24 protein-coding genes, 7 tRNA genes and 2 pseudogenes are annotated in these 25,690 nt (G+C 44.3%); 21 read left to right on the top strand and 12 right to left on the bottom strand.

Annotated features, from left to right (window positions below):
• Position 1 precedes the first annotated feature (1 nt).
• The 9 genes from uvrC to H150_RS0105405 all read left to right on the top strand — a co-directional run bounded on the left by uvrC (position 2) and on the right by H150_RS0105405 (position 3,245).
• Entirely contained in the window at positions 2 to 1,831 is a 1,830-nt protein-coding gene (uvrC, locus tag H150_RS0105440; protein WP_019958041.1) for an excinuclease ABC subunit UvrC, read from the top strand.
• Between the two features lie 13 nt (positions 1,832 to 1,844).
• Positions 1,845 to 2,411 (top strand): CDP-diacylglycerol--glycerol-3-phosphate 3-phosphatidyltransferase, encoded by a 567-nt coding sequence (gene pgsA / locus H150_RS0105435; protein WP_026353501.1) that lies wholly within the window; start codon positions 1,845 to 1,847, stop codon positions 2,409 to 2,411.
• Between the two features lie 88 nt (positions 2,412 to 2,499).
• Positions 2,500 to 2,575: transfer RNA gene (locus H150_RS0105430), tRNA-Gly, on the top strand.
• 32 nt (positions 2,576 to 2,607) lie between these two features.
• A tRNA-Gly gene (locus H150_RS0105425) sits at positions 2,608 to 2,683 on the top strand.
• 26 nt (positions 2,684 to 2,709) lie between these two features.
• Positions 2,710 to 2,785 (top strand) — tRNA-Gly (locus H150_RS0105420).
• A gap of 26 nt (positions 2,786 to 2,811) precedes the next feature.
• Positions 2,812 to 2,887 (top strand) — tRNA-Gly (locus H150_RS0105415).
• A 50-nt stretch (positions 2,888 to 2,937) separates the two neighbouring features.
• Positions 2,938 to 3,011, top strand: a tRNA-Cys gene (locus tag H150_RS0105410).
• Positions 3,012 to 3,061: 50 nt separating this feature from the next.
• Positions 3,062 to 3,136 (top strand) — tRNA-Cys (locus H150_RS15095).
• Positions 3,137 to 3,155: 19 nt separating this feature from the next.
• Positions 3,156 to 3,245 (top strand) — tRNA-Leu (locus H150_RS0105405).
• A 624-nt stretch (positions 3,246 to 3,869) separates the two neighbouring features.
• Here the strand turns inward: H150_RS0105405 and H150_RS0105395 are convergent.
• The 5 genes from H150_RS0105395 to H150_RS0105370 form a co-directional block, all read right to left on the bottom strand.
• Positions 3,870 to 4,145 carry a hypothetical protein gene (locus H150_RS0105395; RefSeq protein WP_019958038.1) on the bottom strand — a complete coding sequence of 92 codons (276 nt, stop codon included), beginning with the start codon at positions 4,143 to 4,145 and terminating at the stop codon, positions 3,870 to 3,872.
• A gap of 157 nt (positions 4,146 to 4,302) precedes the next feature.
• Positions 4,303 to 4,926 (bottom strand): LexA family protein, encoded by a 624-nt coding sequence (locus H150_RS0105385; RefSeq protein ID WP_019958036.1) that lies wholly within the window; start codon positions 4,924 to 4,926, stop codon positions 4,303 to 4,305.
• A gap of 101 nt (positions 4,927 to 5,027) precedes the next feature.
• Positions 5,028 to 6,185, bottom strand: coding sequence for an FAD-dependent monooxygenase (locus H150_RS0105380; protein WP_019958035.1), 1,158 nt, complete (start codon positions 6,183 to 6,185; stop codon positions 5,028 to 5,030).
• A 14-nt stretch (positions 6,186 to 6,199) separates the two neighbouring features.
• Positions 6,200 to 7,345 (bottom strand): FAD-dependent monooxygenase, encoded by a 1,146-nt coding sequence (locus H150_RS0105375; RefSeq protein ID WP_019958034.1) that lies wholly within the window; start codon positions 7,343 to 7,345, stop codon positions 6,200 to 6,202.
• Between the two features lie 87 nt (positions 7,346 to 7,432).
• The gene (locus tag H150_RS0105370) at positions 7,433 to 7,879 is read right to left on the bottom strand and encodes a GyrI-like domain-containing protein (RefSeq protein ID WP_019958033.1); all 447 of its coding nucleotides are present in this window, start codon (positions 7,877 to 7,879) and stop codon (positions 7,433 to 7,435) included.
• A 118-nt stretch (positions 7,880 to 7,997) separates the two neighbouring features.
• On the opposite strand from H150_RS0105370, the pseudogene ung reads away from it, so the two are divergent.
• From ung to H150_RS0105355, 3 genes and pseudogenes are all read left to right on the top strand, one after another.
• Positions 7,998 to 8,668 (top strand): annotated as a pseudogene (gene ung / locus H150_RS13815) (uracil-DNA glycosylase).
• A 66-nt stretch (positions 8,669 to 8,734) separates the two neighbouring features.
• Positions 8,735 to 10,411 carry an FMN-binding glutamate synthase family protein gene (locus H150_RS0105360; RefSeq protein ID WP_019958030.1) on the top strand — a complete coding sequence of 559 codons (1,677 nt, stop codon included), beginning with the start codon at positions 8,735 to 8,737 and terminating at the stop codon, positions 10,409 to 10,411.
• A 44-nt stretch (positions 10,412 to 10,455) separates the two neighbouring features.
• Positions 10,456 to 11,310 (top strand): hypothetical protein, encoded by an 855-nt coding sequence (locus H150_RS0105355; protein WP_019958029.1) that lies wholly within the window; start codon positions 10,456 to 10,458, stop codon positions 11,308 to 11,310.
• Here H150_RS0105355 and recX read toward each other — a convergent pair.
• Positions 11,307 to 11,765, bottom strand: coding sequence for a recombination regulator RecX (gene recX / locus H150_RS0105350; protein ID WP_019958028.1), 459 nt, complete (start codon positions 11,763 to 11,765; stop codon positions 11,307 to 11,309). The two genes, H150_RS0105355 and recX, sit on opposite strands and share 4 nt — an antisense overlap.
• The gene (locus tag H150_RS0105345) at positions 11,762 to 12,472 is read right to left on the bottom strand and encodes a phosphoglycolate phosphatase (protein ID WP_019958027.1); all 711 of its coding nucleotides are present in this window, start codon (positions 12,470 to 12,472) and stop codon (positions 11,762 to 11,764) included. Before H150_RS0105345 ends, recX begins: the two co-directional genes overlap by 4 nt.
• Positions 12,473 to 12,707: 235 nt before the next feature.
• Between H150_RS0105345 and H150_RS14740 the strand changes: the two genes are divergently transcribed.
• A complete protein-coding gene (locus H150_RS14740; protein WP_019958026.1) occupies positions 12,708 to 13,013 on the top strand; it encodes a hypothetical protein in 306 nt (101 codons plus the stop codon).
• A 58-nt stretch (positions 13,014 to 13,071) separates the two neighbouring features.
• On the opposite strand, the gene H150_RS0105335 is transcribed toward H150_RS14740, so the two are convergent.
• The 5 genes from H150_RS0105335 to H150_RS0105315 form a co-directional block, all read right to left on the bottom strand.
• The gene (locus H150_RS0105335) at positions 13,072 to 13,389 is read right to left on the bottom strand and encodes a hypothetical protein (protein WP_019958025.1); all 318 of its coding nucleotides are present in this window, start codon (positions 13,387 to 13,389) and stop codon (positions 13,072 to 13,074) included.
• 62 nt (positions 13,390 to 13,451) lie between these two features.
• Positions 13,452 to 13,943: a peptidylprolyl isomerase gene (locus H150_RS0105330; RefSeq protein ID WP_019958024.1), complete on the bottom strand. Its 492-nt coding sequence runs from the start codon at positions 13,941 to 13,943 to the stop codon at positions 13,452 to 13,454.
• A 19-nt stretch (positions 13,944 to 13,962) separates the two neighbouring features.
• Entirely contained in the window at positions 13,963 to 14,532 is a 570-nt protein-coding gene (locus H150_RS0105325; protein ID WP_026353499.1) for a peptidylprolyl isomerase, read from the bottom strand.
• Positions 14,533 to 14,550: 18 nt separating this feature from the next.
• The gene (locus H150_RS0105320) at positions 14,551 to 15,540 is read right to left on the bottom strand and encodes a class 1 fructose-bisphosphatase (RefSeq protein ID WP_019958022.1); all 990 of its coding nucleotides are present in this window, start codon (positions 15,538 to 15,540) and stop codon (positions 14,551 to 14,553) included.
• A 100-nt stretch (positions 15,541 to 15,640) separates the two neighbouring features.
• On the bottom strand, positions 15,641 to 16,486 hold the full coding sequence (locus H150_RS0105315; protein WP_019958021.1) for a 23S rRNA (adenine(2030)-N(6))-methyltransferase RlmJ: 846 nt from the start codon (positions 16,484 to 16,486) through the stop codon (positions 15,641 to 15,643).
• A 483-nt stretch (positions 16,487 to 16,969) separates the two neighbouring features.
• On the opposite strand from H150_RS0105315, the gene cyoA reads away from it, so the two are divergent.
• From cyoA to H150_RS13805, 8 genes and pseudogenes are all read left to right on the top strand, one after another.
• Positions 16,970 to 17,947 (top strand): ubiquinol oxidase subunit II, encoded by a 978-nt coding sequence (gene cyoA, locus H150_RS0105310; protein ID WP_040755708.1) that lies wholly within the window; start codon positions 16,970 to 16,972, stop codon positions 17,945 to 17,947.
• A 3-nt stretch (positions 17,948 to 17,950) separates the two neighbouring features.
• The gene (gene cyoB, locus H150_RS0105305; RefSeq protein ID WP_019958019.1) at positions 17,951 to 19,951 is read left to right on the top strand and encodes a cytochrome o ubiquinol oxidase subunit I; all 2,001 of its coding nucleotides are present in this window, start codon (positions 17,951 to 17,953) and stop codon (positions 19,949 to 19,951) included.
• Positions 19,952 to 19,953: 2 nt separating this feature from the next.
• The gene (gene cyoC / locus H150_RS0105300) at positions 19,954 to 20,586 is read left to right on the top strand and encodes a cytochrome o ubiquinol oxidase subunit III (RefSeq protein ID WP_019958018.1); all 633 of its coding nucleotides are present in this window, start codon (positions 19,954 to 19,956) and stop codon (positions 20,584 to 20,586) included.
• Positions 20,583 to 20,894, top strand: a complete 312-nt coding sequence (gene cyoD, locus H150_RS0105295; RefSeq protein WP_019958017.1) for a cytochrome o ubiquinol oxidase subunit IV — start codon at positions 20,583 to 20,585, stop codon at positions 20,892 to 20,894. The genes cyoC and cyoD overlap by 4 nt, the downstream gene beginning before the upstream one ends.
• Before the next feature lie 5 nt (positions 20,895 to 20,899).
• Complete coding sequence (gene cyoE, locus H150_RS0105290; protein ID WP_026353498.1) at positions 20,900 to 21,790, top strand: heme o synthase; 891 nt, start codon at positions 20,900 to 20,902, stop codon at positions 21,788 to 21,790.
• A gap of 186 nt (positions 21,791 to 21,976) precedes the next feature.
• Positions 21,977 to 24,604: an alanine--tRNA ligase gene (alaS, locus tag H150_RS0105285; protein ID WP_019958015.1), complete on the top strand. Its 2,628-nt coding sequence runs from the start codon at positions 21,977 to 21,979 to the stop codon at positions 24,602 to 24,604.
• A 117-nt stretch (positions 24,605 to 24,721) separates the two neighbouring features.
• Positions 24,722 to 25,462 (top strand): ApeA N-terminal domain 1-containing protein, encoded by a 741-nt coding sequence (locus tag H150_RS0105280; RefSeq protein WP_155970430.1) that lies wholly within the window; start codon positions 24,722 to 24,724, stop codon positions 25,460 to 25,462.
• A gap of 71 nt (positions 25,463 to 25,533) precedes the next feature.
• Positions 25,534 to 25,690 (top strand): annotated as a pseudogene (locus H150_RS13805) (IS256 family transposase); the annotation flags it as partial.

Below are 25,690 nucleotides of genomic sequence, written 5' to 3'. Positions count from 1 at the left end.
TATGTCTTTTGATATTGCAATATTTGTCAGCAGCTTGCCACAATTGCCCGGTGTGTATCGTATGTTTGATGCCGCCGGGCAAGTCCTTTATGTGGGCAAAGCGGTTAATTTGAAAAAAAGGGTGGGCAGTTATTTTCAAAAAACCGATTTGTCGCCACGAATTCAATTGATGCTTAAGCAAGTGGCACATATTGAAATCACAGTGACGCGCTCTGAAGCCGAAGCTTTGGTATTGGAAAACAACTTCATCAAAGCGCTGTCGCCCAAATACAATATCTTGTTTCGTGATGACAAAACCTATCCTTATTTGATTTTGAGTGAGCATGAATTTGCACGCATGGTTTATCACCGTGGCAGTGTCATCGGACGCAAACATTTTTTTGGTCCTTATCCTAATGGCCAAGCAGTGCGACAAAGTATGGAAGTGTTGCAAAAAGTGTTTCAATTGCGTACTTGTGAGGACAGCGTTTTTGCCAATCGCCAACGACCTTGTTTGTTACATCAAATCAAAAGATGCAGCGCGCCTTGCGTGGGTTTGATTGAGGCAAGTAGGTATCAAGAAGTGGTGCAGCAAGCCATTCAATTTTTACAAGGCAAAACCGACCAATTGTTGTTGCAATTACAAGAAAAAATGCAGCAAGCTGCGGAAGAGTTTGAGTTTGAAAAAGCGGCGGTATTGCGTGACCAAATTGTGGCGTTGGGCACTTTGCAATCACAACAATATGTTGATATGCAAGCGGGACAAAAAATTCAAGACATTGATATTTTGTCAGCCGTATTAGAGCAAGGTTTGTTGTGTGTGCATTGGAGTAGTGTGCGTGGTGGGCGTTTGGTGGGAGATCGTCATTTCTTTCCAGAACAATTTGATGCCTCTTGGCAAAGTTTGGAAGACAGTGCGCAAAGTTTCGTCGCGCAACATTATTTAGGCAAAGACAAACCTAAAATCATTCTCAGTGATTTTGTCATCGCACCAGATTTACAGGCCGCTTTGAATCAAGAATCTTCGCAGAATGTGGTTTTTATTACTCAAACCACAGGTCAACGTAAAGTGTGGTTAGAAATGGCGCAGCAAAATGCGCGCATTGCGATTACCCAAAAGCTACAACAAAAAAATACCCAATTGATGCGTTTGGATGCATTGGCGAGTGTGTTAAATAGGCAAGACATACAACGTTTGGAATGTTTTGATATCAGCCATACTCAAGGTGAGGCGACGGTGGCCTCTTGCGTGGTGTATGACGATGGCGCCATGCAGCCTTCGCAATACCGCCGCTTTAATATTCAAACGACGGCGGCAGGTGATGATTACGCTGCGATGAAAGAAGTCTTATTGCGCCGCTATGGCGGCCTGAAAGAAGCGGCAAGTAATGGTGAAACTGTGGTTTGGCCTGATGTGGTGTTGATTGATGGTGGCAAAGGTCAAGTTGCGATGGCAATGCAGGTATGGCAAGAGTTGGATTTAAATGTGATGATTGTCGGCATTGCCAAAGGACCTGAGCGCAAAGCAGGTTTAGAAGAGCTGATTTTGGCGCAAACCAACGAAGTTTTTAGCTTGCCTGCGCAACATCCTGCGTTGCATTTGTTGCAAACCATTCGGGATGAAGCACATCGATTTGCCATTACAGGGCACCGCAATAAACGTGCTAAGACACGATTACAGTCTAATTTACTTGATATTCCTGGTATCGGACCGAAGAGACGCAAGAATTTGCTCACCCGTTTTGGTGGTTTAAGAGGTATGATGGCGGCAAGTAAAGACGATATTGCGCAAGTTGATGGCATCAGTGCCCAATTGGCGCAAATAATATACGACACCTTACATTCATCTTGATCGTGATTTTGTTATGAAGTGGAACATCCCTATTTTATTGACGTGGCTGCGTGTGTGGCTGATACCGGTATTTACGGTTTTATTTTATTTGCCTGATAGCTGGCTCAGTGAAGAGTCGGTCAATTGGTGGGCTGCGATTATTTTTACTGTGGCAGCAGTGACCGATTGGTTAGATGGTTATTTGGCGCGTAAATGGAATCAAACCTCTAGTTTCGGTGCTTTTTTAGATCCTGTGGCAGACAAATTGATGGTGGCTGTGGCATTGATTTTGTTGGTGAGCCTCGACCGCACTTATGCTTTTTTTGCGATGATTATCATTGGCCGAGAAATCACTATCTCTGCGCTAAGAGAATGGATGGCGCAATTGGGTCGACGCAATAATGTTGCTGTGGCACAGATTGGTAAGTTTAAAACAGCGGCGCAAATGGCAGCGATTGTGATGCTTTTGGTGGGTTCTGAAGATTTTTTTGGAATGAATTTGATTTTTTTTGGTAATATTTTAATGGCTGCTGCAGTGATTTTAACTGTTTGGTCAATGTGTTACTATTTAAAGGTCGCTTTTGCTGATTACAAAGAGTGATTTTTATTGAAAAAGGGTGTTGACATAAATTATAGATGCCTTATAATGCACATCTCTTCAGCGATGAAGTGATTAGCAAGACAGAGAGGCGGGAATAGCTCAGTTGGTAGAGCGATACCTTGCCAAGGTATAGGTCGCGAGTTCGAACCTCGTTTCCCGCTCCAAATTACAATTTAAAAGTTTCAGAAGTTTCAGTGCGGGAATAGCTCAGTTGGTAGAGCGATACCTTGCCAAGGTATAGGTCGCGAGTTCGAACCTCGTTTCCCGCTCCACTAAACTTTTGAACAAGCAGATTTCTGCGGGAATAGCTCAGTTGGTAGAGCGATACCTTGCCAAGGTATAGGTCGCGAGTTCGAACCTCGTTTCCCGCTCCACTAAACTTTTGAACAAGCAGATTTCTGCGGGAATAGCTCAGTTGGTAGAGCGATACCTTGCCAAGGTATAGGTCGCGAGTTCGAACCTCGTTTCCCGCTCCAGTTTCAAAGTTTGATCGAGTTAACCACTTCGATTAAATAGCAGTTTAAATGGCGGGATAGCAAAGTGGTTATGCAGCGGCCTGCAAAGCCGTAGACGCCGGTTCGATTCCGGCTTCCGCCTCCAGTTTAGCAAACTGATTTTGATGTTGAATATTCATTGAAATCATATATCATGGCGGGGTGGCAGAGTGACTATGCCACAGTTTGCAAAGCTGTGCAGGCCGGTTTAAATCCGCGCCCCCGCCTCCAGTTTCAAGTTTTAAAGTATGCCCGGGTGGTGAAATAGGTAGACACAACGGACTTAAAATCCGTCGACCCTAAACAGGTCGTGCCGGTTCGATTCCGGCTCCGGGCACCACTTTAATACATAAAAAAGCCGCTTAAGCGGCTATTTTTATGCCTATTTAATTGGTCATCGCTGAAAAATCATTGTAGGCGAATCAGACCCATCCAAAGTAAATTCTTCGATATTCAGACTAATCTCACAAAACATCGCTGCTTAAGCGATGCAATCAATCTGTGTTACAGTGAAGCAATATTAAAGTGTATCTGTTTTGAAAAATCTGTGTCTAGGCGACATTATCGACTTTGCCTATGCTAGATGCATTCAAGCAATCAAATCTATGGCAATTGAAATATTGACCGAATTCACGCTCGTAACATGTCAAACTTGGGAACATTAGGCAAATCTCCATTCGATACAACTCACCATCAATATGAAAGTCATCGGGCCAAATTGGAATACTTAGATGTATTGTTTGGTGTGGATGCGATATAAGATTACTGACACATTTTCTGGCAATAAAAAAGAAAAATTTAAAGCGAACAATACATCTCAACAAAGTTGTTTGTTATTGGTTGTGACACAATCAAATAGGATGGCATATTAAGCCATTCATATGTATTTTGAGCGTATAAGCGTCCTGTAAGGTTTACAGGACGCTGAATGAGGATGACACATGGCTTGAAGCAATGATAAATATCACAATTTTTGTAGCAAGCGTTGTTGTTTGTGGGCGAGGCTCAAGCGCATGTGTGTGGCACGGGCAATGAGCAATTGTTGCTCGTGAACAGGATAATTTTGCTTGAGCTCATAGCGCAAAGCGTCTTGTATCGCATCAATGCGTTGTTGCAAATAGTGGATGCGTTTTGTATACAGCCATTTTTGGGCTTTTTTCGGCAAGCTGATGTGTTTGGGCAATGTTTTGGCGCTTTGATAAAACATAGGTGCGTGGTTTTGGGCTGATTTAGGTAACATACAACCGCCTTTTTGAAATGTGTAACTTAAATCAAGTTTAACAAAAGTCGTTTGGATTTGTAAAATGAGCTGGTGTAATTGTGCCGCAGCTGTGGTTTTTTATGAGCATGAAAAAACCGCTGTGGTGACAGCGGTGATTCATATTGGGCTAAACTTTTTATCGTAGCGTTTTGATGATGGAGGTGACCACACCGACGATTTGCCATTGATCGTGTGCTTGGGGTTTGAGTATTGAATAGCGCGCTTGTGCGTTTTCAGGATGTAATTCAAAGTGTGCAGCATGTAAATGCAAGCGTTTGATGGTGAAGTCGTTGCCCGTATCGGCCATGACAATATCACGGTGGCGCGGTGTCAAAGAGCGGTCTATGATGAGTAAATCTTCTTTGTCTATGCCAGCATCTTGCATCGAATCACCACCTGCACGCACCATGAAAGTGTGTTCGGGATGCTCAACCAAATAGCGGTTTAAATCCACATATTCTTCAACATGGGTTTCAATCGGTGAGGGGATGCCTGCGGGGATTTTTTCGGTGGCTAAAGGAATATTGGCTGCTGTTTGCTGCAATAAATTGCTCGGCAAAAGTTTGAAAATTTGTTCAGGCAAGACGGTATCTTGTTGGCAAGCAAGGCGTTGTTGGCGTTTGAGTTGTGCAATGGCATTGTCTAGCATCGGCACCAATGCTTTAGGGACGCGTTTGACCACAGTGGCCAAGGTTTCGGGCTGGCATTTGCGGCCAGCACCTTGGCGTTTACCGCCCCAATGGTTGATTTGGTCTGTCATGGTGAGTCAATATGAGAGTGTAACGTTATTCAAGTGTAGGGCAAAGCGGCGCAAGAAACAAGAAAACTGTCTGTGGCGCCACTGTGGGTTAAGGCGGAATGTTATAAACCCATGGCTTGGCGTATCAAATGGTTTTTCAGGCCGCTTAATTGATTCACCATATTCAGGCCGCTATTGCGTACCCAACTTAAAGGGGTGTTTTGGGGCTTGAACAAGTGGAATAAGCCATCGCAACCCATTTGCATGCTGCGCACTGCATGCAAGCGTTGCGCTTCGTAGCTGCGCAAGGTTTTGAGGCTGCCCCAATCTTTGGCAAGGCGTAACAATTGGCTTAAGGCTTGTACATCACCAAAGCCCAGATTCACACCTTGACCTGCCAATGGATGAATGGTGTGGGCGGCATCGCCTAATAAGGCAATGCGTGGCGCATACATATTGGCAGGGCGGCGTAAAATCAGTTCAAACGCAAAGCGTTTGCCAATAGGCGTGAGTTTGCCCAAGCTGTGTTCGCCTTGAGCGGCAACTTGTTCGGCAAATTCTGCATCGCTTAAAGCCATTAACGCTTGGGCTTGGTGGCTAGACCAGACGATGGAAATTTGTTGTTCAGGCAGCGGCAAATAGGCTAAAACATCACCATCTTTAAACCATTGTCTTGCTGTGGCACCGTGCGGCTTTTGCACTTGATAATTGGCGACGATGCCATGATGGTGATAAGGCTTGGAATCGGTGTGAATATCGGTTTGCGAGCGCACCCAAGAATTGGCACCATCGGCAGCCATTAATAACGGCGCAGACAAAATATCACCATTGTCCAAATGCAAACTGATGGCGTCGATTTCTTGTGTTAAGGTGGTGGCAGTATGAGCAAAAATGGTGACATTGCAATAAGCATGCAAGCGTTGCCACAAAGCTTGTAGCAACCATCGGTTTTCTACAATCGAAGTCAGGTGTGGTGTGTGTATGGCTTGGGCATCAAATTCAATGCGCCCACCTGCATCACCTTGGACATCCATTTTCAGGACGCTTTGAGTGCGTTGGGCTTCAGGCCATGCTTGCAATGAGCGTAAAAAAGCTTCGTTGCTGGGACTGATGGCGTAAATGCGTGCATCCCAATGCTTGTCGGTGGATTGCAAATCCAATGATGGCGGGGAAGGTTCTAGCAATGCAATGTGCTTGCCTTGTTCTGCCAAAGACAAAGCCATGGCTGCACCAACCAAGCCGCCACCCACAATCAAACCATCAAAATACTGTGTATTCATATTTACAGGACGCCTTATAAACCAAAAATCAGGTGTTCAGAGAATTTTTGTCGCAATGGTAAAGACGTGTTCAATACGCTCATGATTGCGCCACGACCGACTTGCAAGAAAGCATGTGGTTGGTCAAAAACGGTGACCAAAGAATGGGTGAAACCGACGATGGTTTTGGCGTCCAAGCGACGGCTGCGGGCATAGGTTTGTCCCAGTTGCCCATTTTTCATTTGGGTGGTGTTTTGGAAAGCCTGTGCTAAAGCTTGGGCATCGCGTACGCCCAAATTCAAACCTTGTGCGGCAACAGGGTGCATGGTTTGTGCAGCATTGCCGATGCAAATCACGCGTCCTGAAGTCACCGATTGCAATTGTTTTAATGCCAATGGAAATTGAATCGCTTCGTCGACCGCTAATAATTCGCCTGCACGAGTACCAAATGCGCTGTCAAATTCTTGTTTGAAATCGGCAAAAGGTAAGTGTGCCAAACGCTGTGCTTCGCTAGGAGTGCGTGTCCAAATCAAGCGGTAATGTTCACCATAAGGCAATAAGGCAAATGGACCCGCTTGGGCAAAACGCTCATATGCCACCCCATTTTGTGCTTGGTCAAAATAAGCTGTGGTGATGTAAGCGTGCTGGTGGTAATTGTATTGGGTTGGGTTCAGATGAGGAATTTGGGCAGTCAATTCGCCACCTTCTGCCAAAATCAACCAATCACAAGTGATTTGCGTGCCATCGGCTAAAGTCACTTGTGCCCAAGAAGACAAGGTTTGGACGTTGCTGACGGCCATGCCCCAATGGCTAGGGACATTTTGTGCATCCAATGCCTGCATGCTTGCACGCATTAATTGTGCATAGTCTATGACTTGACCCATAAATGGCAGATTCAAATCCGTATGGCTTAATAAGGTGCGACCATAAGCATTTTGTTGCGAGATATGCACTTGAGAAATGGCAGTCATGGCAGTGTTGGTCAAATTGACGCCTGCATCTTGAAATGCCATCACGCTATTGTACGACAGTGCCAGTGTGCGTTTGTCTTGAGGTGGGACGGCTTTAGGACGAGCTTCTAATAATAAGATTTGTTGCCCTTGTTGCTGTAATTGCAAGCTGAGCAACATGCCGACAGGGCCTGCGCCCACAATGATGACCGGTACATGCAGTGGCAACATCATTCATCCATCCCATTGGTTTTAACAGCCGCAATTGTACCTCAATTGCTCCAATGACCCACACCGATTGCATCAGTTTGCTGTGATTTACTGATTGGTCGATACCAAAATCTGAGCATTTTCACCATCAGGATAGATTTCTAAGTCAAAACGGTAATTGCGTTGTAAAGCGGCTTCTTGAGCGTGGATGTCGTTCCAAAGTTGTTTGACATCTTCAACCAATTCCGAAGTGGCTTCAAATTGGCAATAGGTTAGCTCAGGAATTTTCAAGCGGCGAAAACCGCTAGGCAAGGGCGCTTCTGTATCGGTTTGCATGCCTAACCAGACACTAAAACCTTTTTCGCTGTTTGGATGGTAATCGGTGTAAATCAAAAACACATCATCGTTGAGGCTGAAATCCAGTTGCTCAGGTACGTCTTCCAAATAAAAACGCCGCCATAATTTGGCCAAATCATTCTTGGCTTGGTTATTGTGCCAAGTGGTATGGATGTGCAAGCCGGTCAATTCAAATGCCGGTAATGTGGTGATATTCATAAAAAACCGTCCTGTACAAACCGCTTGAAGGATGTTCTTACGAGAATGTAATAAGCATACAAGTTCAATATGGCTGCGGTAAAATGACGTTATTGTAATGAAATTGAGTAAAAAAGCGATGGATACAAGTGGGTTGACTTGGGCAACAGCATTAGAATTGGAACAGCAACAAGCATATTTTGTACAATTACAAAGCCAAGTGGCTGCCGCGCGTGCCCAAGGGTTAGCAGTGTATCCGCCTGCCAATGAAGTTTTTTATGCTTTAGATGTGACACCTTTACACACGGTCAAAGTGGTGATTTTGGGACAAGATCCTTATCACGGTCCGCATCAAGCGCATGGTTTGGCATTTTCTGTACCAGAAGGTGTTGCTATCCCGCCATCATTGCGTAATATTTACAAAGAATTGATGACAGACATTGAGGGTTTTCAAATTCCGATGTACGGGCAATTGGATGCGTGGGCGCAACAAGGGGTATTATTGCTCAATACGGTTTTGACCGTGGAAGCAGGTAAAGCAGGTTCACATGCTAAATGGGGTTGGGAACGATTTACCGATAAGATTATCGATGTGTTGAATCATGAAAAAGAGCATGTGGTATTTTTATTGTGGGGTGCGCATGCACAAAAAAAGGTGCCATGATAGACCGCTCGCGTCATTTGGTCTTGAATGCTGTTCATCCATCACCATTATCAGCCCACCGAGGTTTCTTTGGTTGTCGCCATTTTTCACAAGCAAATGCTTATTTAGAGCAAAATCAGCAGTCAGTTATTGATTGGCAGTTATGATTTTGTAGCATTGCTTGCGATGCTGGTGATGAAATCAATATTTGGGTGGGGGTAAGGAGTTTTATTATGAGTGCATCATCTACACCCAAACAACACAGCCGTTGGCTTAACCGCTTTCCTAGCTCTTACTCTATACGTTATGGGGTTTGGGTATTGAGCATGTTGATTGTTGTATGTCATTTGTTTAGCGACCATTTATTGGGCTTTTTTTTCAGTACAGGCACACAAAACGTGGTGTTTGTCATCGCTTGTTTGGCTATGCTGCTTGGGTTTTATGATGTACAGCAAAAAAAACACAGCATTTGGCGCAATTATCCAGTCATTGGTCATTTTCGTTGGATATTTGAAGCCATCCGTCCTGAAATTCGCCAATATCTGATTGAAGCAGACAACGAGGCTTTGCCGTTTACCCGTGCACAACGCTCGTTGGTATACCAACGGGCCAAGTCTGTGAGTGCTGATAAGCCTTTTGGCACAATTATCGATGTCTATCAAACAGGCTATGAATTTATGTTGCATTCGGTCGTGCCTGCCAAACATGCCAATGTGGATGATTTTCGGATTCAAATTGGCAATGAACAATGTCAACAGCCGTATTCTGCTTCTATTTTCAATATTTCAGCCATGAGTTTTGGCAGCCTCAGTGCCAATGCCATTCGAGCTTTGAATGCAGGGGCCGCGCGTGGGCATTTTTACCATGATACGGGCGAGGGCAGCATCAGTCCTTATCATTTGGAAGCAGGTGGCGATTTGGTGTGGGAATTGGGCAGTGGTTATTTTGGTTGTCGCGATGAAAAAGGACAATTTGATCCTGAGCGTTTTGCCAAACAAGCAGCTTTACCCAGCGTCAAAATGATTGAAATCAAAATGAGCCAAGGTGCTAAACCAGGTCACGGTGGGATTTTACCCAAAGAAAAAATCACACCATTGATTTCACAAGTGCGTGGCGTACCGCAAGATAGAGATTGTGTTTCGCCTGCCTCTCATTCAGCTTTCAGGACGCCTCTGGAGATGATGCGTTTTATTGCTCAATTGCGTGAGCTATCTGGTGGCAAGCCCGTTGGCTTTAAATTGTGTATCGGGCAGCCATGGGAATTTATGAGCATGGTCAAAGCCATGTTGGAAACAAAAATTTATCCTGATTTTATTGTCGTGGATGGCTCTGAAGGCGGTACGGGTGCGGCGCCGATTGAGTTCACAGATTATTTGGGCACACCTTTGCGCGAAGGTCTGCTGTTTGTACACAATACTTTGGTGGGTGCGGGTTTGCGTGAGCATATTAAAATTGGTGCCAGCGGTAAAATTGTTTCGGCATTTGAAATTGCGCGGACTTTGGCAGTAGGAGCCGATTGGGTCAATTCTGCGCGTGGGTTTATGTTTGCTTTGGGATGCATACAATCACAAAGTTGTCATACCAATCGTTGCCCGACAGGTGTGGCGACGCAAGACGAAGACAGACAAAAAGCCTTGGTCGTGGAAGACAAATCATCACGGGTTTACCATTTTCAACACAATACCTTAAAAGCCTTGGCTGATATGATTGCTGCTTCTGGTTTGGAGCATCCTAGTCAAATCAAAGCGGAGCATTTGGTGGCGAGGGTGTCTGAAATAGAGATTAAAAGTTACCGTCAGATGCATTATTTTATGCGTGATGGTGAATTATTGAACGGGAGATCTAAAAGCCCATTTTATGCACGCATGTGGAGTTTGGCACGAGCGGACAGTTTTAAAGGCAATTCATAATATTTTTTGATTCAAAACGCCACTAAAAATACAAGGGAATAGATATGTTGAATGTTGAACAATTAAGAAAATGTTATCCGTTGATTGTGACCCCTAGCCATGATGGCAAGTTTTTTTACAATTATGTTTTATCGATATTGAATTTACAAAATACTGCCATGAGTATTGGTATGCCAATGCAATTTTTATTGCAACAAGGTGAAAGCTTGGTGACTCGTGCGCGTAATAATTGTGTGGCACAGTTTTTGTCCAATCCTGAGTGGACGCATTTGTTTTGGATTGATTCTGACATTGGTTTTAGCCCTGAGGCAGCTTTGCGTTTGTTGGCGGCAGATTATGACATTGCCGCAGGTGTCTATCCATTGAAAGCGGAGTTTTGGCCTAAAGAGGGCTTCCCGACAGGTATGACCAAAGAAGCTTACCAAGCTTTGTATCAGCGTTATACGGTTAATGCGCGTTGTGAGTCTGATGCAACGGAATTTCATTTGCATGTACAAGACGATGGTTTTATTGCCATGAGTGAAGCGCCAACTGGTTTTATGGTGATTAAGCGACAAGTATTTGAGCGCATGATGCAGCATTATCCAGAATTACAGTATCAGTCAGACAGCATTGGTTTTGAAAACACAGGTCTGCATTATCGGTTTTTTGATGTCATGGTAGATCCTGAAACCAAACGTTATTTGTCAGAGGATTACGGATTTTGTCGTTTGTGGGAAGGCATGGGTGAAAAAATTTACATTGATGCTTTGAGCAAATTGACCCATCAAGGCACCAAAGTGTATGAAGGCAATTTTGGTGCTGCTTTAAAAGGCAATCTTGGTAATGCAGTGCCATGCAAAGAAGGGATAAAATTATTTTTACATGGCATGGACAATTTAGCCAAATTCATGCCTTAATCGGTTTGCTCGTCTGTTTCTTGCCACAAGCGCAATGCCGAATGGATGACATCCATATCAAAACCACGATAAGCCAAAAAATGCATGTATTTGAGCTTCATCGTGGCTTCGCTGTCATAAACCTTGAATTTCTTAGACACGACTTCTAAAGCGGTTTCAATTTGTGCTGATTTGGATGGCAAAGCGTCCTGAAACAAATCAGCATCTACCCCTTTTTGTTGCAATTCTTGTTGCAAACGCCGATTGCCCAAACGCCTGCTTTTGCTGTGTATCAGCGTTTCGGCAAAGCGTTGGTCTGATTGCCAACCAGCTGCTTCTAAATGGTCTAGTAATGTGTCGATTTCTTGTACATCTTCACAATATTTGGACAATTTTTGCCGCAGTTGCAAGCGGCTGTATTCGCCTCGACTGAGTAGCTCAAAAGCGCGAAAACGCAGGGTTTTTTCTGGTTTCATCGTTGCGGATCGTCTTGGCGCACGGCGTCGTACAATTGCACAATCGAATGAATGACCACATCTGCACGGGTTTGTGGGTCTTGTGCCAATAGATTCATGTCTTCATAACCATAATCGACACCAATGGCCATAGCACCCGCAGCGCGCGCAGACAAAATGTCATTGTGTGAATCGCCAATCATGGCAATTTTATTCGCATCGACATTTAAAACTTCGGCAACATGTTGCAAAGGCAAAGCCGATGGTTTTTTCTCAGACAAAGTGTCACCACCGATGACCAAACTGAATTCATCCAATAAGCCCAAATCTGCCAATAATTTGACTGCAAAACGCTCGGCTTTGTTGGTAACAACGACCACAGGTAGATTTTGAGAACGCAATAAAGTCACACCATCTACCACACCTGCATAAGGGCTGCTGTAGTCGGCAATGTGTTCGTAATAATGCTTGGCAAACAAAGCAAAACCTTGTTGCCACAAATGGCCTTCTGCCAAAGCCTCGTGGTCATTGGTCAAGGCGCGGTGTACCAAACGACCCATACCATCGCCGACAAAGCTTTTTAAAGTTTCCAAAGGCAAGTGTTCCATGCCCAAAGCCTCGCGCATGGCGTTGGCAGAAATGGCCAAATCTTTAATAGAATCGACCAAAGTGCCGTCTAAATCGAATGCAAAAGCTTGAATGTGGTGTAAATCTAATTTGGGGCTCATGGTAGCAAAGCGTCCTGTAAACAATATGGCACAAATTATACGGGCTTATACCGATAGGTGCGAATTTTGCACCATGAAAAAATGTGGTTGGCAAGGGGAAACATAAATGGTTAATGTGCACTTGGTTGTATGAAGCAGTCATTCAACAGTGTGGGGTCTGTTTGTGAACCAAATGCAAACAGGGATTGAGATGCTTGGCTGAGCAATGGATATGATTGAATTTGAGGAGAATACAATGCAAAAATGGAAATGGATGGTGGTTTGGTCTGTATTATCGGTCGCTGCGATACCGTCGGTTCAAGCACAGCCGCGCGGTGTGGAAAATCCAGACAAAGTGGGATTGATGGGTTGGGTACATACGCCGCCTACCAATATTCGTGCGTCACCGAATGGCAAAATTCAGTGTGTGGTACGCAAGGAAGGGCACATTCGCTTGTTTGGTTCTAGTGGGATGGAAGATTCGAATGGAGAATGGTATTACACAGATTATTGCGGCAAAATGGGCATGATACACACGACTCAATTTGTCATTCCTGATTGAGATGGATTAAAAAAAGCGTCCTGTAAGCATTTACAGGACGCTTTTAGGTATGAATGGTTTATTTCTTGTAATCTACATAAATTTTGTTGTTGACGATGTCGCGCCCGATTTCATAATCGGGATTGAGCGTCAGCAAATTGTGTGCAGCGATGCCAGCAAAAGAAAGCGCACCTGCACCGACTAAAATGCTGGCTCCTGCTGCTGCAATGCGGTTGCGTGTGTAAACACGGCAACGCAAACCTTGCGCTTCGATGGCTGACTCCAGCAATTTGCTGGTGTCGAGCATGTCACCGCTCAAGCTGGTCACGACAAAACTGCGTTTTTGTGCAATCAAATCGGTCAATTGTTTTTGTACTTCAATCAAAGTATATTCCATGCAATAGTCCTTTTTATCAACAACAGTTTGTATTCAAGCCATTCAGTGTGGGTTGTGTGCAGTTACACAATTTCCGCTTTGGTAATCACTACCGCTTCTTTAGGCACATCTTGGTGGTAGCCTTTGTTGCCTGTTTTCACCAATTCGATTTGGTCAACTACATCAAAACCTTCAACCACTTTACCGAATACCGCATAGCCGAAACCTTGTGGATTTGGAGCTTTGAAGTTCAAGAAGCTGTTGTTAGCTGTGTTGATGAAAAATTGAGCGGATGCTGAGTGAGGCGCAGAAGTACGAGCCATAGCAATGGTATATTTGTCGTTAGTCAAACCATTTGCTGCTTCGTTTTCGATGGTTGCACGAGTGGCTTTTTCATTCATGTCAGCATCCATGCCGCCGCCTTGAATCATGAAACCTTTGATGACACGGTGGAAAATCACGCCATCGTAAAAACCATCTTTAACATATTGTTCAAAGTTGGCTGCAGTGACAGGGGCTTTTTCATGGTCCAATTCGATGGCGATCACGCCGAAGTTGGTATGGAATTTAATCATAATCGTCTTCTTTCAAGGATTATTGGGTTTTTAAAACTGTGACTTTTCTAATCACAATAGGGGTAACAGGCACATCGCTGTGACCATTTTTGCGGGAAGTTTTGGTTTTAGAAATTTGGTCGACCACTTTTTTACTGGCATCATTGCTGACGTAACCAAACACCGCATAGCCAGCACCAGATGGTGTTGGACCACGGTAATTCAAGGCATCGTTGTTTTTGGTGTTGATGAAAAATTGGCTGGTAGCCGAGTGTGGCGCTTGGGTACGAGCCATGGCGATGGTGTATGAGTTGTTTTTCAAACCATTGCTGGCTTCATTGTTAATGGGTTTGTCTGTTGGTTTTTGTGCCATGTCTGAGGTAAAACCACCGCCTTGAATCATGAAGCCATCAATCACACGGTGAAAAATGGTGCCGTTGTAAAAACCTTTGTTGGCATAGCTGACAAAGTTTTTCACAGTCGTCGGTGCTTTTTTCTCATCTAACACCAAATCAATATTGCCCACTGAAGTTTCAATGCGCACAGGTGTGGCGGCAAAACTGCTCATGGCCACGCTCAGTAACAAACTTGCAAACAGACTTTTTTTCATCATCACGTTTTCCTTGTATTAAGCTTGCATATTGCTGCTGACATGTTTTTCGGTGACATACGACACTTCATCTGTGCTGCCTAAAACCACAGATACGCGTTGGTGTAAGCCTTGTGGTTGGATGTCCAAAATATTTTCGTGGGCATTGGTTGAAGCACCGCCTGCTTGTACTACCAACAAACTCATTGGATTGGCTTCGTACATCAAACGCAATTTGCCTGCTTTGCTTGGGTCACGGCTGTCTTTGGGATACATGAACACACCGCTGCGCATCAAAATGCGGTGTACTTCGGCAACCATCGATGCAACCCAGCGCATATTGTAATCTTTGCCACGTTTGCCCGTTTTGCCTTCTAACAATTCTGCGACATACGTTTGCATCGCCGATTGCCAATGGCGTTGGTTAGACATATTGATGGCAAATTCTTTGGTGCTTGGGCTGATTTGGCAAGTATCGCGCGTCAACACAAATTCGTTGGCATCGTTCAATGTGAATACAAATACACCATGGCGCAAAGTCAAAACGAACAAAGTTTGAGGGCCATACAAAGCATAACCGCTGGCCACTTGTTGGTTACCTGCTTGTAAAAAGCTGTCCAATTCCAATGTGCCTTCGTGTGGTAAAATGGAAAAAATCGTACCAATTGAAATATTCACATCAATGTTAGATGAGCCGTCTAATGGGTCGAACAACACCAAATATTTGCCATCGACATTGCCCGCTACAAAGTTGTCTTCTTCTTCAGAGGCCAAACCCGCTACATGCTTATTGCCCTGTAAAGCCTCTACCAACATATTGTTGGCAATCACGTCCAATTTTTTTTGGTCTTCGCCTTGTACATTGCCGCTGCCTGCTTCGCCGATGATGCCAGCCAAATCACCCAAACGGACTTTGCTGCTGATGGCCACACAGGTGTCCGCAACCGTGTTCATCACATCAATCAAAGCGGCGTCAATTTGGTGGGCGCTGGCGTGTTCTTGTAAAAATGCACGTAAGTTTTGTGCCATGGTGGTTCTGTCCTTGTTTGCTGAATCTGAAGAAACGATATTACAGGGCGCTATTTTAGTACAGCTGCGTCATATCGCCCATGTTTTTAATCTATTTGTCTTAGGCAATTTTGTGTTCCAGCGTGAAGTTGGCGCTGTTGTCTTGTGCCAAAATTTGGGTCAATACAGGCAAAGCGTCCTGTAATTGTTCGACCAACATAAATGGCGGGTTGATGACAAACATACCGCTGCCAAACATGCCAAAACCATCCGCACGTGGCGCATGCACAGACAAATGTGCTTGCAAATAATTGTTTGGGCTTAAGGCAGGCAATTGTTTAACCAATTTTTGGCTGGCTTCACGACTGAGTAAGGGATACCACAATAAATACGTACCTGTGGCAAAGCGTTTTTGAGCGTCCTGTAAAGTGCTGATGACATCACGATAGTCTTGTGCGGTTTCATACGGTGGGTCAATCAGCACCACGCCACGACGGCTCGCTGGTGGCATGGTGGCAATCAAACCTTGATAACCATTGTCTTTGCTCAATTGGATTTGACGACCACGATGCAAAGTGCCGATATTGTGGCGCAAAATATCAAAATCACTGGGATGCAATTCATACAGCTTGGCTTTGTCGTGTTCGCGCAGCATCGAAGCTGCGAGCCAAGGTGAACCGCAATAATGCTGGTCACTTTCTAAAATCGAATTGACATGACTCACAAAATCACCCAAGAGGGGAGGGAGGTTTTGAGCTTGTTGCAGCAAAGCCCAGCCTTGTTTGTATTCACCAATTTTTTGCGCATAAGCGTCCTGTAAATCATACAAGCCTGCGCCAGAATGGGTATCGACATAGGTATAAGCTTTGTCTTTGCGATTGTAATATTGCATCACCAAATACAAAACCAAGTGTTTGAGCATGTCGGCATGATTGCCGGCGTGAAAGGCGTGGCGGTAACTGAGCATTGTGGGTATTTCGTCAAAAAAACAAAGGGTATTGTAACATTGAAGAATTATGAAGCGGCATTTAGCCACAGATTTTTGATGGCATGGGCTGATATCGTTAAAGTTAAGGCTCGAAAAATAATTTACATTTAAATATTCAGGGTGTTAGTTTTTGTAAACAGGGTGTATAGCCATTTTTTATCAGCATGGTGTGGTTGATTTTATTGCGATTGATATAAGTGCCTTAAGTAAAATAGTTCCGTTTTTTACTTAACCAAAATCAAATTAGAGTCAAATTGAGCAACTGCTTATGGGTTTAAACCATGAAATTTCGTTAACTTCCTGATAGAATTACGGAGTTATAAGTTAATAACTTGGCTGCATTTGACCTCATGATGTTGATTTATTTGGGTTTATTGTCGTAAAAACGGTAAATTTCAGTAAGTGGACATGGTGAGGTTTTAGTGCTTTTGTAAAAATCAAAGATTATTTGAGGTCACGCTCATGAAGCAGATGATTCAGGTCTTATCTTTTATCACGTTGGCGGCATTGCTTGCTGGTTGTGGTGAGGGGTATGTGCTGATCGATTCCAAAGGACAGGTTGGTATCGAACAGCGTAATTTGATCTACATCCAAATTGTGATGATGTTGTTGGTGGTGATTCCCGCCATCGCGATGTCATTGTGGTTTGCATGGAAGTATCGCCATAACAACAAGGCAGTAGAAAAAGAGTACGCACCAAATTGGGACTATTCTCACAAGATTGAAATGTGGGTTTGGGCTGTACCGTGTATCATTATTTTGATTATGGCAGTCATTTCATGGCGTGCCACTCACAAATTGGATCCATACCGTCCATTGGATTCTGATAAAGAGCACATTCAGATTCAAGCGATTGCAGCGCCTTATCAATGGGTATTTGTATATCCAAATGAAAACATTGCAACCGTAAATGAAATCTATTTCCCTGATAATCAGCCTGTGAATTTTGTCATCACATCTGATTTTTCAATGAACTCATTCTTCATCCCTCAATTGGGTGGTCAAGTGTATGCAATGGCGGGTATGAAAACCCAATTGCATTTGATCGCGAATGAGCAAGGTGTCTATGAAGGCACATCAGCTAACTACAGTGGTCACGGTTTCTCTAAAATGAAATTCAAAGCCCATGCTGTAAGTGGTGCTGAATATGAGAATTGGATTAAACAAGTTAAAGCGTCTCAAAACACTTTGACTATGCAAAAATTCAAGTCTTTGCAAGAACCTGTGCGTCAAACCACTGTTGGTGTGCCACATGTAAAACGTACTGAGTCTCCTAAACCAGAGCCAGTGCAATACTTCGGTACTGTGGAAAACAATCTGTTCCAAAACATTGTTGACCAATACATGCGTTCAAAACATTTGAGTCAATCTGTTAACAGTAGCAGTGAGCCGGTTGCCACCAGTGCGCCAGTTGCTGCATCTGCTGCAGGAGGAAATTAATCTATGTTAGGTAAACTCGATTGGAGTGCCATCCCCGGAGATCCTATCGTCATTGTGACGATGATCGCGATGGCACTGGGCGGTATCGCCGTAGTAGGAGCTCTGACTTACTTTAAAAAGTGGGGCTATTTGTGGAGCGAGTGGTTCACATCGGTTGACCACAAACGTTTGGGCATCATGTACATCATCGTTTCTTTGGTGATGTTGGTGCGTGGTTTTGCCGATGCATTTATGATGCGTTTGCAATTGTCTATGGCTGCCAGCGGTGGACCAGGCTATTTAACACCTGAACATTACGACCAAATCTTTACTGCCCATGGCGTCATCATGATTTTCTTCGTGGCGATGGGCTTGGTTGTGGGTTTGATGAACGTGGTGGTACCTTTGCAAATTGGTGCACGTGACGTAGCTTACCCATTGCTGAACAATTTCAGTTTTTGGCTATTCGTGTCTGGCGTCATTTTGGTGATGGCATCTTTGGTCATCGGTGAGTTTGCAGCTGTAGGTTGGTTGGCTTATCCACCATTGTCAGGTATTGATTACAGTCCTGGCGTGGGTGTGGATTACTATATCTGGGCATTGCAATTGTCAGGTTTGGGTACCTTGTTGACTGGTGTGAACATGGTTGTAACCATCTTGCGCATGCGTACACCTAGCATGTCTTTGATGCAAATGCCTATCTTCACTTGGACCACTTTGGTGGCTGCCATGATGATTTTGGCAACTTTCCCTGTGTTGACTGCGACTTTGGCTATGTTGACTGTGGACCGTGTGATGGACTTCCATTTCTTCACTAATGACTTGGGTGGTAGCCCAATGTTGTATGTGAACTTGATTTGGACTTGGGGTCATCCTGAGGTTTACATCTTGGTATTGCCAGCATTTGGTATTTTCTCTGAAGTGGTATCTACTTTCTCAGGCAAGCGTTTGTTCGGTTACAGAGGCATGGTTTATGCTTCTGGCGCGATTGCAGTATTGTCGATGATTGTATGGGTGCATCACTTCTTCACCATGGGCGCAGGTCCTAGCGTGAATGCATTCTTTGGTATCATGACCATGGTCATTGCCATTCCTACTGGTGTGAAAATCTTTAACTGGATCTTCACCATGTACAAAGGCAAAATTCGCTTTGAAGTGCCAATGTTGTGGGCAGTGGGTTTCTTGGTAACATTTACTGTTGGTGGTATGACGGGCGTATTGTTGTCTATTCCGCCTGCTGACTTTGTAGTACACAACTCTTTGTTCTTAGTAGCTCACTTCCATAACACCATTATCGGTGGTGTGGTATTTGGTTTGATGGCTGGTTTGACGTTCTGGTGGCCAAAAATGTTTGGCTTCAAGTTGAATGACCGTTTGGGCCGCGCTTCTTTCTGGTGTTGGTTCTGGGGCTTCTGGTTGGCATTCGTTCCGTTGTACATCTTGGGCTTCATGGGTATGACTCGCCGTATGAATACAATCGGCTTAGATCATCCTGAATGGGCGATTTACTTACACATTGCGTTTGTTGGTGCTGTTGTGATTGCCATCGGTATTGGTTTGACTGTGTTGAACATCTTGTGGTCTATCAAAGTGTACTTGACCGATAAGAGCAATGCTGATGTGACTGGTGATCCATGGGGAGGTCGTACTTTGGATTGGGCAACTTCTTCACCGCCTCCATTCTACAACTTTGCTAAATTGCCAGAAATCAACGACATTGATCAATTCTGGTATGACAAAGAACACGGTAAAGCGTATCCAAGCAATGTGAAATACGAAGAAATCCACATGCCGAAAAACCGTACTGTTGGTGTGGTGATGGCTGGCTTGTTGACTGTATTTGGTTTCGCGTTTGTATGGCATATCTGGTGGTTGGTAGCAGTGAGTTTGATTGCGACCATCGGCGCTTTCATCATCTCTTCATTCAACACCAAACACGACTACTATGTTGATGTGGACACTGTTAAAAAGACAGAAGAAGCACAGTTAAAACGTGTTCGTGAATACCAAGAATCTCGAGGTTAATTATGACAACAACTACTAATGTAAATGATGCTCATCACCACGATGACCATCACGATCATGATGCGGTGGTAAATGCCAATGCCTCTTTGGGCTTTTGGATTTACATCATGACCGACTTGATTTTGTTCTGTACCTTGTTCATTGGCTTTCAAGTGTTGCGTGAACATTCAGCCGGTGGTGCGACTGAATACGAAATTTTCAAAGATACTTTGGGTTTTGTGTTTGTTGAAACCATCGTATTGTTAGCCAGTAGCTTTACTTTTGGCATGGCGCATTTTGCCCAAGCACAAAAGAATGTGGCGAAATTGCAATTTTGGTTGATTGCAACCTTTGTTTTGGGTGCCATCTTCATCGGCATGGAAGTGTATGAGTTCTCTCATTTGATTCATGCTGGTCATACGCCACAAAGCAGTGCTTTCTTGACTTCATATTTCAGCTTGGTAGGTACTCACGGCTTGCACGTGACTTCAGGTTTGATTTGGTTGGCGGTGTTGATTGTACAAGTGGGCAAGTTTGGCTTGGATAATCCAGCGGTGAACCGTCGTTTGATGATGTTGAGTATTTTCTGGCACTTTTTGGACATCGTTTGGGTGTGTGTTTACACTGAAGTTTACTTATTGGGAGCCATTCAATGAGTTCACATAACAATCATGATGCCGGCTCAGTCAAACAATATGTTGTGGGCTTTATCATCTCTATCATCTTGACCGTGATTCCATTCGGTATGGTGATGGGTGGCATGCCTAAAGGCATTACCGTAGCGACTTTGGTGATTACCATGTTTGCTCAGGTTTGGGTGCAGTTGGTGTTCTTCTTACACATGAAACGAGAAGACGCTCAAAGATGGCACATTGCCTCTTTTTGGTACACTTTCTTGACCATCGCCATTTTGTTCGTTGGCTCGGTTTGGATTTTGTCTGAATTGCATTCTTTCATGATGTAAGAGCTGTGCAAACAACGACGTTTAAGCGCTATTGGGGCTTAATCAAACCAGGAATCGTGTTTGGTAACATGATTCCTGTGTTGGGTGGCTTCTTACTGGCTGAACCAAGTTGGAAAGATTGGCCAACATTGCTTTGGGTGATGTTGGCCACCTTCTGTTTGGTAGGCTCAGCATGTGTGTTCAACAATTATTATGAACGTGACATTGATGGATTGATGTCGCGAACCCAAAACCGCTTGTTGGTGCAAGAATCTGTACCCAAATGGCAGGTGATGGGCATTGCTTTGGCATTGTTTTTTGCTGCCATGGGCATTTTGGCAGCCATGAATGTCGTGACTTTATTGGTCGGTATTTTTGGATTTGTGGTGTATGTATTGATTTACACCATGCTTTTGAAACGCCGCTCCATTCATCAAACCACTTTGGGCAGTTTCTCAGGGGCATGTCCGCCTGTGATGGGTTATTGCAGCATCAGTGGTGTCTTCAACATCGACGCTTTCTTCATTTTCATGCTGTTTGCTTTTTGGCAAATTCCACATTCTTATGCCATTGCGGTTTTCCGCCAACAAGATTATGCCAACGCACAAATTCCCTTGTTGCCATTGGTTAAAGGCGTGTGGCATACCAAAAAAGCCATGATTGCTTATTGGGCTTTGTACATGGCAAGTGGTGTGGCTTTGTATGCTTATGGCACAGTAGGTTGGGTCTTTTTAGCTATTTTTGGCTATTATGGCTTGCGTTGGGGATACATTGGTTGGCAAGGTTTTGATGCAGAGGACAACGATCAATGGGCAAGAAAGTTTTTCTTTTATTCCATCAAAGTCATGATGATGTTCAGCTTAGGTATCGTCATTGATACCACGGTGAAACATTTGCTGCCGCATATTTATTTTTGAATGCATTTACAGGACGCTTAAAATCAAGCGTCCTGTAATTTTTTGTGCGTTTGAAAACGCTTTATTTTGCCGATAGAGAAAATCTTAAATCATTGCTTAATCTTAAGCACAGATATGATAGTATTGAAAGCGTTTCGCCTGATGGCGATGAGTGTCGATTAACTTTCATAAACATAAGAATTCAGCATGAAAACAGCCGAAATACGCCAAAAATTTCTCTCGTTTTTCGAGAGCAAAGGACATGCAATTGTCCCTTCTAGCTCGCTTGTGCCACACAACGACGCGACTTTATTGTTCACCAACGCTGGTATGAACCAGTTCAAAGATGTGTTTTTGGGCTTTGACAAACGCCCTTATACCCGCGCCACGACAGCTCAAAAATGTGTGCGTGCAGGTGGTAAACACAATGACTTGGAAAACGTGGGCTATACCGCACGTCACCATACTTTCTTTGAAATGATGGGTAACTTCAGTTTTGGTGATTATTTCAAACACGATGCGATTAAATTTGCATGGGAATTTTTGACTTCACCTGAATACTTGAATCTGCCTAAAGACAAATTGTTGGCAACGGTGTATGCAGAAGACGACGAAGCCTACAATATTTGGTTGAACGACATTGGTTTGCCTGCGGAAAAAATCATCCGCATTGGTGACAACAAAGGCGAAAAATACGCCTCAGACAATTTCTGGACGATGGGTGACACAGGTCCTTGTGGTCCTTGCTCTGAAATTTTCTATGATCATGGCGCAGACATTTGGGGAGGCCCTCCGGGAAGTCCTGAAGAAGATGGCGACCGTTTCATTGAAATTTGGAACAACGTGTTCATGCAGTTCAACCGCGATGAAAGCGGCACCATGCACCCATTGCCAAAACCATCTGTAGACACAGGCATGGGTTTGGAGCGCATCACTGCCGTATTGCAACACGTACATGCCAATTACGAAATCGACTTGTTTGTGGATTTGTTACAGGCCGCTGCTCGTGAAACAGGCGTGCCTTACAACCAAGATACACCAAGCTTGAAAGTGATTGCCGATCACATTCGCGCGTGTTCATTCTTGATTGCCGATGGCGTGTTGCCGTCAAATGAAGGTCGTGGTTATGTGTTGCGCCGCATCATTCGCCGCGCTGTGCGTCATGGTTACAAATTGGGTCAAAGCAAACCATTTTTCCACAAATTGGTGGCAGATTTGGCGAATATCATGGGCGATGCTTACCCTGAATTGCGCGAACGCCAAGCTTTGATTACCGAACAATTGCGTTTGGAAGAAACCCGCTTTGCACAAACTTTGGAAACTGGCATGGGCTTGTTGGAACAAGCTTTGGCAGGTGACCAAAAAGTATTGGCAGGCGAAGTGATTTTCAAACTCTACGACACTTACGGTTTTCCATACGATTTGACTGCTGATATTTGTCGCGAGCGTGAAATCGAATTGGACGAAGAAGGCTTTAACCGTGAAATGGAAGCGCAGCGCAATCGTGCTCGTTCAGCCAAATCATTCAAAGCCAACGTACAATTGGATTACGAAGGTGCAGACAGCCAATTTGAAGGCTATACCGAGCGTGAAACCCAAGCGACCATCTTGGCTTTGTTCCGTGACAACGAGTCTGTGGACGAATTGAACGAAGGCGAAGAAGGCATTGTGGTGTTGGACAATACGCCTTTCTATGCTGAAAGCGGTGGTCAAATTGGTGACACAGGCGTGATTGCAGCGGTTTCAGGACGCTTTGAAGTGTCGGATACGCAAAAAATCAAAGCTGCGGTGTTTGGTCAATACGGTAAAGTGGCGGCAGGCTCGATTAAAGTGGGCGAAAGCGTGACTGCAACCATCGACAGCGACATTCGCAACGCCAACATGCGTAACCATTCAGCGACGCATTTGATGCACGCGGCGTTGCGTGAAGTTTTGGGCACACACGTTGAGCAAAAAGGCTCGTTGGTAACAGCTGAGCGCACCCGTTTTGACATTTCACACCAACAAGCCATCACTGCCGAAGAAATCGCGCAAGTGGAAGCGATGGTGAACCAAGCGATTTTGGCGAACGTGGAAGTGAAAGCGGCGCACATGTCGTTTGATGATGCGATTGAAGCGGGCGCGATGGCTTTGTTTGGCGAGAAATACGGCGACGAAGTGCGTGTATTGCAAATGGGCGAGTTTTCTACCGAATTGTGTGGCGGCACGCATGTGTCACGCACAGGCGACATTGGCTTGTTCAAAATTGTGATGGAGCAAGGCATTGCTGCAGGCGTGCGCCGCGTCGAAGCGGTGACAGGTTTGAACGCTTTGGCTTGGGCGCAAGAACAAGAACAATTGGTGAAAAACGTGGTGGCCGAAGTCAAAGCACAAACCGCTGACGACATCATCGCCAAAGTTCACGCCAACCAAGCGCACACCAAACAATTGGAAAAAGCCTTGGCTGACGCTAACAGCAAATTGGCAGCTCACGCAGGCGCTGCTTTGTTGAATGAAGCACAAGCGGTTGGTAATGCGCGTGTGATTGTGAAACAAATGGACGGCGTGGATGCTGCTGCCATTCGTGACATCACCACCGATTTGACTGGTAAAGGCGACGACATTGTCGTGTTGCTCGCTTCCGTTGTCGACGACAAAATCAGCTTGTGCGCAGGCGTATCCAAAGCCTTGAGCAAAACCGTTAAAGCGGGCGACTTGGTGAAAACCGTTGCTGAGCAAGTTGGCGGTAAAGGCGGCGGTCGCCCTGATTTGGCACAAGCGGGCGGCTCTAATGTGGCGGCTTTGCCTGCTGCATTGGCAGGCGTTGTGGCTTGGGTTCAAAGCAAAGTTGCTTAAATCATTTGATTGTTTTAGGTAAGATGAAGCGTCCTGTAAGGTTTACAGGACGCTTTTTTATATTAATATTCCAACTATAAAAAATAATAACTATATTGGATAAAACAAGGGAGAAATATGCGTATTAGAGAGCAGAAAGTGATGAAAGGCTTTTTTTGGAAAGTCGCTGATGAGCAAAATAAATATCCGGGAATTTTAACCATTTCTGATGGTGGGGTGATTGAACTTGAACTAACTGTTGATTTACCTGATGCATTGCAATCGTTTAAAACCACAAATAACAGCATTCGTATTATTGGTCATGTAGCTAATGAAGGTTATGTGACTTTAGACGAATGTTCTCAATTTAAATCCAGTATTAATATGAAAGGTATTCATACGATTTGGATTTCATCTCAAATGGTTGTAAGTGGCTTGTCATTTGATGAAGATGAGGCAATCCACATTCAAAGTATGCGTTTTATGGTAGAGAATTTGGATGATTGGGTAGAATTATCAGGATTCGATAGAGGACAATTAGCAAATCAGTCGGATAATGAAGAAATCATTATTTCATATAAAAAATTGCCTACTAAACGCTTTGAGTTGGGTGATGGTTTGGTATTAGAAATGGTTTTTTATTGTCCAGCTTTTATTAATCATTTTGAGGCGAGAATCGTACAAAGTGTACGTTTGAATGTCTACAGTGAAACGGCAAGACCATTACAAGATTTGAAAGTTGTTTGCCATCGTATGGTAGATTTTTTGAGTTTGGTCATGAATCAACCATTAATGATTGAAAACATTACGGCTCAAGTACCGATCGTTCATCAAGGCGTAGCTAAAAACCATGGAGCTATAGTCATTTCTGGTGTATGACGTACAAATGAAGAAGGCGTATCCTGTTGATTGATTTCCGCCAAGATTTCAACCAACAAAAGGAATACGCCATGACTGATTTTAACCCAAATGCATTCGTACAACCACAGCAAACATTCAATGACCCATTGACCGATTTGCTGCGTCAGGGAGCCAGGGAGTTGATTGCCAAAGCGGTTGAAACCGAATTGCAGATTTTGCTGGAACAACATTCACCCAAGAAACTGC

The sequence above is a fragment of the Vitreoscilla stercoraria DSM 513 genome, from assembly GCF_000382305.1.
Lineage (GTDB): Bacteria > Pseudomonadota > Gammaproteobacteria > Burkholderiales > Neisseriaceae > Vitreoscilla > Vitreoscilla stercoraria.
Note: the sequence above shows the minus strand (reverse complement) of the source record. Positions and strands in the feature narration are given on the sequence as shown.